The 13,543-nt window shown below is 49.8% G+C and carries 11 protein-coding genes; 2 read left to right on the forward strand and 9 right to left on the reverse strand.

Features of this window, described 5'->3' with window-relative positions; all coding sequences use genetic code 11:
- Window positions 1–34: 34 nt before the first annotated feature.
- Entirely contained in the window at window positions 35–562 is a 528-nt protein-coding gene (locus tag Z042_RS21940) for a fimbrial protein (RefSeq protein WP_024913842.1), read from the reverse strand.
- Between the two features lie 1,134 nt (window positions 563–1,696).
- Between Z042_RS21940 and Z042_RS26750 the strand changes: the two genes are divergently transcribed.
- Complete coding sequence (locus Z042_RS26750) at window positions 1,697–1,822, forward strand: hypothetical protein (RefSeq protein ID WP_257720496.1); 126 nt, start codon at window positions 1,697–1,699, stop codon at window positions 1,820–1,822.
- A gap of 392 nt (window positions 1,823–2,214) precedes the next feature.
- Window positions 2,215–3,219 carry a LacI family DNA-binding transcriptional regulator gene (locus Z042_RS21945; protein ID WP_024913841.1) on the forward strand — a complete coding sequence of 335 codons (1,005 nt, stop codon included), beginning with the start codon at window positions 2,215–2,217 and terminating at the stop codon, window positions 3,217–3,219.
- Between the two features lie 70 nt (window positions 3,220–3,289).
- Here the strand turns inward: Z042_RS21945 and araD are convergent, their stop codons facing one another.
- The 8 genes from araD to malZ all read right to left on the reverse strand — a co-directional run bounded on the left by araD (window position 3,290) and on the right by malZ (window position 13,354).
- Window positions 3,290–3,982: an L-ribulose-5-phosphate 4-epimerase gene (araD, locus tag Z042_RS21950; RefSeq protein WP_024913840.1), complete on the reverse strand. Its 693-nt coding sequence runs from the start codon at window positions 3,980–3,982 to the stop codon at window positions 3,290–3,292.
- A complete protein-coding gene (locus Z042_RS21955) occupies window positions 3,976–4,845 on the reverse strand; it encodes an L-ribulose-5-phosphate 3-epimerase (RefSeq protein WP_024913839.1) in 870 nt (289 codons plus the stop codon). The genes araD and Z042_RS21955 overlap by 7 nt, the downstream gene beginning before the upstream one ends.
- Window positions 4,832–6,319, reverse strand: a complete 1,488-nt coding sequence (locus tag Z042_RS21960) for an FGGY-family carbohydrate kinase (protein WP_024913838.1) — start codon at window positions 6,317–6,319, stop codon at window positions 4,832–4,834. The genes Z042_RS21955 and Z042_RS21960 overlap by 14 nt, the downstream gene beginning before the upstream one ends.
- 8 nt (window positions 6,320–6,327) lie before the next feature.
- On the reverse strand, window positions 6,328–7,317 hold the full coding sequence (locus Z042_RS21965) for an ABC transporter permease (RefSeq protein ID WP_024913837.1): 990 nt from the start codon (window positions 7,315–7,317) through the stop codon (window positions 6,328–6,330).
- On the reverse strand, window positions 7,314–8,804 hold the full coding sequence (locus Z042_RS21970; protein WP_024913836.1) for a sugar ABC transporter ATP-binding protein: 1,491 nt from the start codon (window positions 8,802–8,804) through the stop codon (window positions 7,314–7,316). Before Z042_RS21970 ends, Z042_RS21965 begins: the two co-directional genes overlap by 4 nt.
- A gap of 150 nt (window positions 8,805–8,954) precedes the next feature.
- Complete coding sequence (locus Z042_RS21975) at window positions 8,955–9,872, reverse strand: substrate-binding domain-containing protein (protein ID WP_024913835.1); 918 nt, start codon at window positions 9,870–9,872, stop codon at window positions 8,955–8,957.
- Window positions 9,873–10,009: 137 nt separating this feature from the next.
- The gene (locus Z042_RS21980; protein WP_024913834.1) at window positions 10,010–11,077 is read right to left on the reverse strand and encodes an alcohol dehydrogenase catalytic domain-containing protein; all 1,068 of its coding nucleotides are present in this window, start codon (window positions 11,075–11,077) and stop codon (window positions 10,010–10,012) included.
- Between the two features lie 453 nt (window positions 11,078–11,530).
- Window positions 11,531–13,354, reverse strand: a complete 1,824-nt coding sequence (gene malZ, locus Z042_RS21985; RefSeq protein WP_024913833.1) for a maltodextrin glucosidase — start codon at window positions 13,352–13,354, stop codon at window positions 11,531–11,533.
- Between the last annotated feature and the right edge of the window lie 189 nt (window positions 13,355–13,543).

Here is a 13,543-nt window from a genome sequence, read left to right on the forward strand (position 1 = left end):
GTTATTTCATGGCCTACGGTAATCAGGCCAAATATCAGTTGTAGTTGATGGTGAAGCTGGCTGTGGCGTTAGCAGGGCCTGCGGTCACTGTTGTTGCTGTGGCAACATAGCGTGCAACGAAATCCAGGTTATTAGTGCCTGTTGATGCCAGTGGGTAAGAAGCAGATGCCGTATTCAACGGCAGAGCGTCTTGGCTGGAATCAGACAGTTGGATACCCACGCCTTGCGCTACACCAGCCTCTTGAGTCAAGGCCAATACGCTGTTGTCACCCGCTACCGTGGTACCATCAAATTTCACTGTTGCGCCCGTCAGTGTTGCCGGGCAGTTTTTCAATTGCAGAGTAAATCCGGTGGCCGCAGCGGTTGTTCCCTTACCGTCAAACGCGGTTTTAGCCACTCTGCCCAAAGTAACAGCCAGTGGGTTATTTACGTTGTTCACCACTTCACAGGCAGCATCGATAATTTCGCCGGTGAAATTAATCTGACCATCCGCAGCGAAGGTAGAAACAGAACCCATAGCAGCAGCGGCAACCAGAGTGACAACGATAATATTCTTTTTCATTTAATAATTTCCTTTAAGATACGGTTCATCCGTAATTTTATTTAATGTGATGCCAAAGCATCGTTCTCTCTAATGCTATTGATTGTGGTGAGCTCACCGCTCGGCCAATAGCGCCCGATAATGCTTCTGTGAAGAACTATTACAAACGGAATATTATTTACTGGTCATTGAGATTGAATATTCACTCATAAAAATAATTTATATGGTGATCGAAATGAATTGCTCTGAAAATTTTAATCAGGCGTCACAATTTCTTGATTGAAGAAAAAATTCATTTCTATCCTCATTCAATAACCTTATCCATTATGATGTTTTAGTTGATATCATTTTTTAATCCATCACATCCTAATCAAGGCAGTAATTTTAAGGGAAATAATAAACAAGGAGGGTGGATATTCTTCAAAACATTAACGAAGAACTCTCCAATTCATCATCCCATCCCTGGATAGTAATGTTTTTATACCCTATAAAAATCATTATGGGTCTGTCATGTAAGCATAAGAAAGTCAGCAAAAATTTGATGGCTGTTCCTCAGGCAGTCAACAGAATAACTTTCGCACAGGATTCAGTATTTCCCTATGTGGTGCTGGCGCTATAGTAATATTTATGTTGGCATTGAATGTTTTAATCTATCATATACCAACCAAGCCTTTAGTATTGAGAAAATTATAAATCAGGTGCATTAAACATCTTCCTTAAGAACATTAACTAGGAATACTCTAATTCATTATTTTATTTCAGAATAGTAATATTTTTTTATACCTCATAAGTATTCTTAACGGCCTATCCTATTAAAGGGTATTATCACGTTAGCTTAGTATAGAAAAGATGAAAAAGTCTGACCTGCCTAATTTTTGTCATAGTTAACAGATAAAAATGTTACACCAAGGCTAGTCCACCGCGGGTCTGGATGCTAAAACTGTTTTTTAAGCATTATGCGTGCCCGCCAATACCTGCCAGCCGGGTTTAAAATCATTGAAGTGATTTGAATCCCAATATCAGGTGTATTCATCGTTTTATGTTTCGATAATCCCAACACACAAGATTATTTCGGCATTTCTCTACCTGCTTATCATCGTCTTTAATGGTTTACTGGCATTGAGAGTGTCAGGGGTAATATTGGCAGCATGTTTGATGATGAATAACCGCGCGAAAGAAGCGCAATGCAGCGATGGTACCCCGCCTGACAGTCAGCAAGAAATCAATGATCTGGTCGGTAACATCAGCCGGGCGGTATTAATATTTTCTATTGGCTTTTGATTTTGATATAAGCTCCCATTCATTCACTACCAACAACCCACTGTGCACACATGCCAACAAAACAGTGAAGGATGTAATGTTTAATAACAATACTGCGTTCTGCCCTCACCTCTTCCAGGTTCCGCAAACTCAGTGAGTACGTCAGATACCCAAACGTATTGAGCAACAACATCGATGGATGTAATACGGGTGACTAAAGGTTTTCCGAATCAGAGATATGGACAGAAAACACCAAGAAAACAGCCTATTACCCAACATCGCCTTACTGCCGTACAATCATACGCCGATCGCCAACCCAAGCTGAAAACCACAGGCGATCGATTACATCTGGCATCCTGTAGGTGGCTTCCTTACAATAAGAGATCTGTTGATACATAAAGCAAGGATTGACGGTGTCAAAAGCTAATTCAAATGCCACCATTGTAGACATTGCCCGCCGAGCCAACGTGACCAACATCACCGTTTCCCGTGCTTTTAATAAACCCGAATTGCTGAAGCCAGAAACGCTAGAAAAGATTCATGCCATCGCCAAAGAGATGAATTATGTCCCTAACGCTTTTGCTCAGGGATTAAAAAAAAGCAGCAGTCAGATTATTGGTATTGTCACCAGCAGCATGTATAACCCATTTTATTCCGGGTTAATTCAAACCGTCTCGCGCATTGCACGTTTGCAAGGTTATCAGATCATGCTGTTCGATACCGACGGCAGTGAAGAGGCTGAAATGCAGGCGATCCAGGCACTGTTCGGTTATAAAGCTCGCGGTATTCTGCTCTCGGCCGTTCGCGATGATAAGCACTATCAACCGGCCTATCTCAACCAGGCCGAACGTTATCACACCCCGCTGATTCTTATCGACAGAGATATCTATAACCAGAAACTTAGCGGTGTATTTCTTAACAATCAGGAAATTGGTCACCTTGCTGGAAAATACCTTGCCGCACAGCCGGAAAGTAACATCCTCATTCTCGGCGGCCCTGCCGATTCGGAAATAACTCTGGCACGTACCCGAGGTATCGTTGAAGCATTAGAAAAAAGAAAAAGCGAAGTCACCATCATCAATGGCGATTACGATTTTATTTCACAGGCGGCACGGGTGAAAGAGTACCTCGCTGCCCCGGAAAACCAGCCAGATTATATCGTCGGCTTGAATGGCATTATCACTCTTGGTGCCATTTCTATTTGTCACCAGCTTAATATTTATGAGCGGATAAAGTTCTTTTCCATTGATGAACCCCCTAAAGCCTGGGATTACGGTTTACATATTGCCGGCGTTTACCACGATACCCAGATGCTGGGGGAAATAGCCGCAGAGTTATTGTTTGATGCCATCAAAAATAATCGTAACGACCGGCCTTTAAGACGCGAATTTTTTACCGGGATGCAGCTTATTCCGTAAGATCCTGGGCTCATCCAGGTTGCCCAACCCTGCGGCAACCTGGCAATCAAACGCAGGCTATCCTGCGCCGTCACTGACCATAATAAGCATTTTTACCGTGCTTGCGTAAAAAGTGCTTATCCAATAATGTCGGCTGCATCGGTGAGATCGCGGGTACCAATTGCCGCGTAGCCATCGCCATTGCCGCCACTTCCTCCAGCACCACCGCATTATGCACAGCATCAGCCGCCGTTTTCCCCCAGGCAAACGGGCCGTGAGAATAGACCAGCACTCCCGGCACTTGCTGCGGATCGCACCCTGCGCGCTGAAAGGTTTCGATAATCACCTGACCGGTTTCCCGTTCATAGTCACCGGCAATTTCACTCTCACTCATTGGGCGCGTGCAAGGGATGTCGCCATAAAAATAGTCCGCATGTGTAGTGCCAAGCGCCGGGATAGCCTGACCGGCCTGCGCCCAAATGGTGGCATTACGGCTATGGGTATGCACAATGCCGCCGATGTGAGGAAATGCGCGATACAACGCCAGATGGGTGTCAGTATCAGAAGAAGGTTTACGCTGCCCTTCCCGCACCACACCGTCTAAATCCACCACCACCAAATCTTTCAGAGTCATCTCTTCATAAGCGATCCCCGAAGGTTTAATCACCACCAGCCCTTGTTGGCGATCGATAGCCGACACATTTCCCCAGGTGAAGGTCACCAAACCGTAACCTGGCAGGCTGAGATTCGCCGCCAACACCTGCTGTTTCAGTTCGCTTAACATGCGATACCCCCCATTTTCATCTGTTGCTCGATCCAGTGTTTTGCCTGAGCGATATGTTGCTTATCCTCACCATCGTTGCGCGCCCACATTTCCAGCAGGAACGGCCCTCGGTACTTCAACCGGTTTAAAACGGAAAACGTATGGGCAAAATCAACGCAGCCGCTGCCAAAAGGCACATCGCGGAACATCCCTGCGGCCCCGGGGGCCACCGGTAAGGTGTCTTTCAAGTGAATGGCGGTGATCTGATCAATACCCTGCTCAAGTTCGTAAGCCACGTCGTTACCCCAGGCACTCAGGTTGCCAATATCGGGGTAGACGGTGAACCACGGGCTGGCAATCTGCCGGGCAAATTCACGCCATTTGCTGATGCTGTTCATAAAGGGGGTATCCATGATCTCCACCGAGAGCATCACCTGGGCCTTGGCCGCCAGCGCCACCGCCCACTGCATGCCTTCCATAAAGCGCTCTCGCGTATGGCGATCCGAGCTTTCGTAATAAACGTCATACCCCGCCAGTTGAATATTCCGAATCCCTATATCCACGGCAAAGTTCAGTGCTTTATCCATCAAGGTGCGCGCCTGCTGGCGTGTCGCCGCGTCGCTGCTGCCAAAAGGGTAACGCCGGTGTGCCGACAAACACATGCTGGGCAACGCAATACCGCTGTCGAAACGGGCGTTAAGCAACGCCAACCGTTGTTGACGATCCCAATCCAAACGCTGTTGGCGTTCAGGCTGTTCATCTATCGAAATTTCCATAAACTGGAAACCCAGCTCGCTGGCAATATCCAGCCGCTGCGCCCAATCAAGCTGCGCCGGTAAGGCTTTCTCATACAGCCCCAGGCACACCGTATTAGTGGCTTGCATTATTGACCTCACTGAGTGCTTGGGCGATCTCCAGATAGCCCGTAAATCGATCGCGTAAGCGCCGGTTAGCCGCCGCATCGGGAAAATAGGTATGTAATTCAGGCTGAATAACCTGCACCGCTTCGGTAAAGTTGGCATATTCTCCCGCTCCCACGGCGGCACAAATCGCTGCCGCGCGGCAACCGCTTTGCTGAATATCCACCACCTCCAGCGGCAAATTACCCGCGTTGGCAAACATCTGCATCCAGACGGCAGACTGCGTTGGCCCACCGGTCATACGGATTCGCTCCACCCGCGGGTTTAGTGCCACCATGCGATCCTGATGAATCAGGTGCGAGAACAGGATGCCCTGATAAATAGCATGAACAATATCCGCCATTTCATGGTGGCCGCTCAGGCCGATCAGCGCGCCCGGCAGGTTGCTGTTGAGGTTGGAACCATACAGATAAGGTAAAAATACGATGTCGCTTGGCCGTTCACTGCGTTCAGCCACCCAGCGGTTAAACTGTGCATAGCGTTGATGATCGTTGTTACAAAACTGGCGTAAGAACCAGGCCAGATTAGCTGCGGATGTCGGGCTGCCTTCATGCACAAAGTAGCGATCTGCCATGCAGTAACGCCCCCAGGCAAAGGGATGTGTAGATGGCAGCACGCTCTCAGTCACGCAGGTGGCAATCGACCAGGTGCCTGCGACCGCACTCAAGGTGCGATCATCAACCACCCCCGAACACAATGCCGCCCCTACCACGTCAAACAGACCGCCATACACGGCGGTTCCCGCTGGCAGCCCACACTGTGCAGCGGCAGTGGCCGTGACTCGCCCGGCCAACTCTGCCGATCCCAACAGCGGCGCGGTTTTATCGGCTACTTCGTCAATGCCAAACACTGCCATCAATTGCGGATCGTAGCCCCCATTCTGCTGGTTAAACAGGTTGCTGCCAGAGATGTTGGTTATCTCCGCCGCTACTTCACCCGTCAGGCGAAAACGCAGATAGTCGTGCGCCATCAGCACATAATCGATCGCTGCATACTGAGCAGGTTCGTGTTGCTTCAGCCAACGTAATAACACCGCCGGATGGCTGCTCCAGATGGGCTGTAAACTACGAGGATAAACCATCTCCTCCACCCCTTGCCGTTGCAAATCGGTGACCATCGCGCTGGCGCGGGTATCCGATGAAACAATGCCGTTTCGCACCGGCTTACCCTGTTTATCAATGGCATACAACCCTTTACCATGCGATGAAAAACTGATGCCGCGCACCTGTTCACCCGCTACCGAAGCCAAACTGAGCACCTGGCGGATGGTTGAGCACAAATCCTGCCACAGCGCTTCCATTTCGCGCTCACTGAAACCAGGCTGCACGGCTAGCGCTTCACCATCACATTCTGCAACGGCGACTTCATCACCGTTAGCGCGGTATAAACCCGCTTTGATTACGGTGCCGCCAATATCAACTCCCAGAAAATACCCCATATCAACCTCTACTTGCGCCGGCTGGAGCTAAGGTAGATAGCAGCAAGGATGATGCCGCCCTTGACCACGTTCTGGATATACGGCGACACGCTCATCAGGTTGAGGCCGTTATTCAACACGCCAAGCATCATGGCTCCCACCAGGGTGCCGATAATTGCGCCTCTGCCGCCAGAGATCGCCGCGCCCCCTAGCACCACAGCGGCAATCGCATCCAGTTCAAAACCTTCGCCCGCATTCGGTTGCCCGCTCATCAAGCGCGAAGTCAGCACCAAGCCAGCTAACGCGGCGGTGACTCCACTGACCACATACACCAGCACTTTGTAGCGTGGTACGCGAATACCGCTCAGGCGTGCCGCCTCTTCGTTGCCGCCGATGGCGTAAACGTAACGGCCAAATGACAGATGATTGAGCATGATCCAGGCCAGAATATAGACCCCGGCCATGATCAGGATCGGCACCTGAATGCCCAATACCGTGCCGCGCCCAAAGAAGGAGAACATGTCTGGCAGGCCGGAAATCGGGTAACCGCCGGTGTACAGCAGCGCCAAACCACGGGCAATCCCCATTGAGGCCAAAGTTACAATAATCGGTGGCATGCGCAGATAAGCGATGCATGCCCCGTTGGCCAGGCCAAACACGGCCCCGATCAGCAGTGCGGCAACCATCGCCAGAGGAATAGGTATACCGCCCAACATCAGCCCGGCGGCAATAGAGCCGGACAGCGCCATCACCGGCCCGACGGAGAGATCGATCCCGCCGGTCAATATCGCGCAGGTCATCCCCACGGCAATAATGGCGTTAATCGATACTTGTCGTGCCACGTTGGTCAGGTTATTGACCGTCAGGAAACTGTCGTTCAGCCCGCACATCAATAAAAACAGGATGCTGAAACCGATAAACGGCAGCACCGCAGGGTGATGCAGTAATTTCTCCCAACGTTTGCTGAAGCTCTGCCCCGGGGCATGCTGCGCAGTAGAAGACTGTTCAATTCCGATCATAATGCACTCCCGGTAGCATGAAGCATGATGTTATGAGACTCGATTTCATCGCCGGTCAATTCGGCAACAATGTGCCCGCCACGGAATACCAACACGCGGTCACAAACCCCGATGATTTCGGGTAATTCGGATGAAATCATGATGATAGAAATGCCTTTCTGCGTGAGCTGCTGCATCATCTGATAAATCTCGACCTTCGCACCGACATCAATTCCCCGCGTAGGCTCATCAAAGATGAGAATGTTGCAGTCATTGTTCAGCCAGCGGGCAATCACCACCTTCTGCTGGTTACCCCCGCTCAGGGTGCTGACGACGGTATCCGGGCTTGAGGTCTTTACGCCAACCTCACGGATCAGGCGCTGCACGATATCGTTGTCTTTACGGGCATCAATAAAGATCTTGCCGCGCCGTTCATGCCGGTTGAGCGTAATGTTCTGCGCCACGGAAAACGGCAGCACCAGCCCTTCGGTTTTACGGTTTTCCGGCAGCAGGCCAATCCCTTGCTCCAACGCCAACGCCGGATTACGCAGCGTGGCGTTTTGCCCACTGAGGCTGACGCGCTTGCGATAGCAAGCACTTGCACCAATCAGCGCGGACACCGTTTCAGTACGGCCCGACCCCACCAAACCGGCAAAACCGAGTATTTCCCCTTTGAACAGATGAAAACGATCTTCCTGGTGGTGTTTGGTACGCTGAATACTGGCCTCCAGCAAGCGTGTTGAGGTGTCAACCAAGTGCGATTTCAGCGGAAACGTGTGCTCGATTTTGCGGCCAACCATCAGCTTCACCAATTCATCCACATTGGTGCTGGCCGTTGGCAAGGTCTGCACATAGGTACCGTCCCGCAGCACGGTTATCTGGTCACATACGGTGAAGATTTCATCCAGATGGTGTGAAATAAACACCATGCCAACCCCGAGCAATTTCAGATCGTTCATCACACTGAACAAGTGCTCGGCTTCGCCAGGCGTTAATGTGGCGGTGGGTTCATCCAGTACCAGAACGCGCGCATCCAGCGAAAGCGCTTTGGCAATCTCAACAAATTGCTGTTGTGCCACGCTCAATTGTTCAACCGGGCAATCCAAATCGATATGTACCGTCAAACGCTTGAAAATAGATTCCGCTTTTTTGCGCATGGCTTTTCGGTCTAATAATCCCCAGCGGTTTTTGATTTCCCGATTGAGAAATATATTATCCACGGCGTTCATATAAGGAATAAGAGAGAATTCTTGAAAAATAATCCCCACCCCCGCATTGATCGCCTGGCGATAATTATCAAAGCGGCAGCTTTTACCTTCCATGATGATTTCGCCAGAGTCCGGCTGGTGAATACCACACATGATTTTAACCAGTGTCGATTTACCCGCGCCATTCTCCCCCAGCAAGGCATGTATTTCACCCTGTTGGAGAGTAAGATCAATGCCATCTAATGCCTTTACACCCGGAAAGGATTTCTTAATCCGTTTTAATTCTAATAATGCTGCCACGATATTATCCTCCGAGCCTATTCCCAATATCCCCGTCATACTTCAAGCTGATCTATTACGGGTATAATATTCCGCTCAGGTAAATCGGCCTGAGCGGAAATATCCTGGTAATATGGGATAACTGCCGCTAAACAGAACAATGCTGAGCGTTTACCAGCTAAAACCTGTCGCATTGCTGCTGTCGATTAACTTCACTTTCACCGGAATGGTTTGCGGAACATTGGCACCCCAGTAACGAGCCAGCGCAATGCCCAAGGCAATGCGCATCTGATCGCGCGGGAATTGTGCAGAAGTAGCAATAAACGGCGAGTTAGGTTTCAGGATCTCTTGAATCGCTTCTGATTGGCCGTCAACGCTCACCAGTTTGACCTGGGAACCATTGCTTTTGATCGCCGCCAACGCTCCTAAGGCACCCACGTCATTCACGCTGAAAAGGCCGGCCAGATCGGGCGTCGATTGCAGTATATTTTCAGTCACCGTCAGCGCCGTATCGCGCTCTTGTTTACCATTTTGCTTGGTGACGATCTTCATCTCAGGATGTTTTTTAATGGCATCCTCAAAGCCGCGCACGCGTTCAAGAATGGGAACCACCGGGATGCCATCCAGGATCGCCACTTTGCCTTTATTACCCAGCGACTTCGCCAGATATTCGCCTGCCTGGAAACCTGCATCGTAGTTTTCCGACCCCACAAAGGAATCCAGCGGCCCTTCCGCTTGGGCATCAATCGCCACCACTACCGCCCCAGCTTTATGCGCCGAAATCACCGCTGACTGTACCCCCACTGAATCCGTTGGGTTAATCAGCAAAATATCGACTTTCTTTTGCAGCATATCTTCAACATCGTTAATTTGTTTTGATACATCATGACGCGCATCTGCCACATAAACTTTCGCGCCAATATCACTCGCGGCCTGTTCTAATGTTTCTTTCATTGCCACAAAATAATCGTTATTCATTTCCTGAAATGAAACACCGATCGTAATCTGCTTCGCCAAAACGGATTGACTGGCGAGCAACATACTACCGGCAAACATAACGGGAAGAACTTTTTTAACTAATGAAAACATATTTTATTCTCCTATTGTGCAGGCATTTTTCTATCAGAAAATTAATATCATTTTATTTATTACATCACTAACAGCGTCAATCACCCCCACCTTGCTGAAGGAGTTAAACGTACTTTTTTATAATTAATTTTTTAATATCAAGGGACTAAAATAACTTTAATTGAATCCGTTGAATCAGCCAGCGCGAAAGCCGTATCCCACTCATTCAATGAATAACTGTGAGTCACTATGCCTCTGGAAGTGACTAAGCCACGCTCAAACAGATCGATAGCAATTTCATAACTGTAAGGCGCTAAATGAGCACCGCGAATATCTAACTCTTTACGATCGCCGATAATTGACCAGTCAACGGTGGTTTCTTTACCAAATACGCTGAACTCCACAAAACGCCCCAGTTTGCGGATCATTTGCAATCCCTGAGTCACCCCGATTGGAGCCCCCGTTGCTTCAATATAAACATCGCAGCCATAGCCACCGGTTAACGCTTTAACGATGTTATCGGCATCCTCTTTCAGTGGATTGATAACAACATCTGCGCCAAATTCTTTAGCAAGCTCCAGACGTTCATCAATAGCATCAATCACGATCAGTTTCTTTGGCGTTTTCAGGCGAGCAACCTGTACCATACACAACCCCAGCGGTCCGGCACCGGCCAGCACTACCACATCATCCAGTTGTATATCCCCGCGAGCAACGGTGTGAATGGCGCAAGCCATCGGTTCGATCAACACCGCATCCTCGTGGCTGAGGCTTTCTGGAATTTTGTGAACAATGGCGTTTTCAGAAAAACGCATGTATTCCGCCATCCCCCCTTCGGCAACATCTTTTTGGAATCCGTAAATATTATGTGTTTCACACATCCAATAGCTGCCGGATTTGCAATAGCGGCATTCCCAGCAAGGAACGATCTGCTCAGCGATAACCCGCTCGCCAACCTTGTACTTTTTCTCTACACCTTCGCCCATGGCAACAATCCGGCCATAGAACTCATGGCCCGGCACCACCGGGGGTTTTACCCACGGCGTTTCCCCCCAAAACATCTGAGCACCGTTTTTACATTTACAGTCACCGGCACAGATCCCACAGCCTTCAACTTTGATCACCAACTCTTTGGCTTTCGGCAGCGGCGTTGGTACTTGTTCAAAACGGTAGTCCTGCGGGCCATGGCAAACCACCGCACTCATTTTCTCTGGTAACTGACTCATTTCCTTCTCCATTATCAAATTTAACCGATACAAAAACGAAATGTTGACGTTGTCATTTTTACAGAAAAAAACTCAATAGATAATTATTAATTTATATTATTCATTAAGTTAAAAAATAACTTCATTCTTAAATCCAAAATGACAACGTGAACATTTCGGATCATATAACCAAAGTGCAGAAAACATTTGTTTGAACAAAGTCACACATCGTTAACATGTCGCCCAAAAACTCTACAGAACAAGATCATGGTCACAATATCGTGGAGAGGATGTTGGAGTACGAAATGGGGGGTTGAGGCTAAGAGCCTATCTCAGTAGGCGCGTACAGAAACCGGAGCGTACATGCAGTCTGTGAGGATTTCGAGCACTACTCAGGGCCAAATAACCCTAATGGGATAGGCTCTAAATATATCAGGGCCTACTGCAAGGCCCCGTGCCAGTGGATGGAATGTTCTATTCTGCTAACCGCCATAATGCGGCAGATTCTGCACCTAACCGTAATTGCAGCCCATTATCTACCGCGTTGAGTTCACCTTCTCCCTCTAACCGCTGCCATGCGCCTTTTGCCAGCAACGGGCTGTAAGGCAGCAGCACTTCATCACTACCACTGCGTTGTAGCGCCACCAGTACTTGCTCTTGCTGGTAAGTACGTACAAACACCAACGTTTCCCCTGCGGCATACAGCACCTGGCAGCCACCGCGCCGTAGCGCTTTGCTTTGTTTGCGCAGCGCAATCAGGCGGCGGAACAGTGCCAACAATGGGTGGTCCCATGCGCCCTCATCCCAGGGGAATGGCTTGCGGCAGAACGGATCGTTGCCGCCGTCCAAACCGATTTCATCGCCGTAGTACAAACAGGGCACGCCAATCCAGCTTATCAACCACACCGCTGCCATCTGCATGCGCCGCTGGTTATTTTCCAGCATCGTCAAGAAACGCGCTGTGTCGTGGCTGTCTAGTTGATTAAACTGTATCAACTGACGATTATGCGGCAACCCAGCACGGTAACCGTCCATCCACTCCGCGCAGGTGGCGGCATCAATCTGTACCGGGTGATAGGCCACATCCTGCCCAGCCAGAAATGCCCGCACCGGTAAAGCAAAGCCCACATAGTTCATGGCGGCGTCTTCAACCCCGGCATGCAGCCAACGGCGTGCATCGCCAAAATGTTCGCCCAAGATATAAGCGTTGGGGTTTTCTTGCTTAGCCACTTGATAGAGCCCAGCCAGATGATGCAGGTTACCCTCAGCACCGCCGTTTTCACCCAGCATATGCACCACATCCAGCCGCCAGCCGTCGATACTGTACGGTGGCCGCATCCAGTAACGCACCACGCTGTTATCAGCGCGATAAATCGCCTCCGCCACCTGAGGTTCAGCGAAATTGAGCTTTGGTAGATTGGTATGGCCTTTCCAGGCCAGCGCCTCGCCATTTGGATAAAAGTTAAACCAACCGCGATAAGGGGAATCGGCATTATGGCAGGCACCCTGTTCCGCCTGCCGGTGGCGATCGAACCACGGGTGCGAGTCGCCCGTATGGTTAAACACGCCATCCAGCATGATCTTGATACCCACCTGGTGAGTGCTTACTCGCAAACGCTGTAGCGCCTCATTCCCACCGAAGTAGGGATCGACCTGATAATAATCTTCTGTGTCGTATTTATGCACACTCGGAGAGGTAAAGATCGGGTTGAGGTATAACGCCGTCACGCCAAGCTGTTGCAGATACGGCAGTTTTTCACTGATGCCATCCAGATCACCGCCGTAGAAGGTGGAAGCCGCATGTTTCCCTTCCAACGGATGTTGCCAATCACGGCGAACCACATCGCAGCCGGCCGCATCATGGTGATAACTCCCGCTTTCAATACCATGCGCCCCGCCGCTGCTGGCAAAACGATCGGGGAATATCTGATAAAACACCTGATCGGCCACCCACATCGGGCTATTATTCGGCTCATCCACGGCGAACTGTGCCAGTTGCCCAGGCGGTATCAACGACCAGCCCTGCGGGCCAAACCACTGTTGCCGTGTGGCCCACAGCAGTTTGAAGCAATAGCGCCTGGTCGCTTCCCCTTCATTCAGCGCCAGACTGGTATGATAACACCACAAACCGGCCGAGGCCTGCGCCTGCATTTTCAATAACCATTCTTCATTATCCGGTTCTGTACGCAAAAAGACCTGCTCAGGTAAATCATCACCCTGTAGCCACAGCGTGATCTCCAGACATTGCCTTTTTTTCACCACAAAAGGGGGAACGGGTTGATGCCAAGCGTTAAGCATGACGGCTCTCCTGATCTACACGACATGATTCCAATGCCCAGAACAATGCCACGTTGAGTGCCATCCCCCCTCCTCTTTAAGAAATAAACTCAGGGAGGAGCCGAGGGGTGGAGATGCGGATTCACCTGGATGGATAAAGGCAAACCGCTACTTTAGGTTAACGTATTTTTAATATTTAGAATATTTTTT

It is taken from the genome of Chania multitudinisentens RB-25 (genome assembly GCF_000520015.2).
In the GTDB taxonomy this organism is placed as follows: Bacteria; Pseudomonadota; Gammaproteobacteria; order Enterobacterales; family Enterobacteriaceae; genus Chania; species Chania multitudinisentens.

Coding starts and splice junctions, on each gene's coding strand:
- Z042_RS21940 (WP_024913842.1), bottom strand. CDS start 562: ATGAAAAAGAATATTATCGTTGTCACTCTGGTTGCCGCTGCTGCTATG.
- Z042_RS26750 (WP_257720496.1), top strand. CDS start 1,697: ATGATGAATAACCGCGCGAAAGAAGCGCAATGCAGCGATGGTACCCCG.
- araD (WP_024913840.1), bottom strand. CDS start 3,982: ATGTTAAGCGAACTGAAACAGCAGGTGTTGGCGGCGAATCTCAGCCTG.
- Z042_RS21955 (WP_024913839.1), bottom strand. CDS start 4,845: ATGCAAGCCACTAATACGGTGTGCCTGGGGCTGTATGAGAAAGCCTTA.
- Z042_RS21960 (WP_024913838.1), bottom strand. CDS start 6,319: ATGGGGTATTTTCTGGGAGTTGATATTGGCGGCACCGTAATCAAAGCG.
- Z042_RS21965 (WP_024913837.1), bottom strand. CDS start 7,317: ATGATCGGAATTGAACAGTCTTCTACTGCGCAGCATGCCCCGGGGCAG.
- Z042_RS21975 (WP_024913835.1), bottom strand. CDS start 9,872: ATGTTTTCATTAGTTAAAAAAGTTCTTCCCGTTATGTTTGCCGGTAGT.
- Z042_RS21980 (WP_024913834.1), bottom strand. CDS start 11,077: ATGAGTCAGTTACCAGAGAAAATGAGTGCGGTGGTTTGCCATGGCCCG.
- malZ (WP_024913833.1), bottom strand. CDS start 13,354: ATGCTTAACGCTTGGCATCAACCCGTTCCCCCTTTTGTGGTGAAAAAA.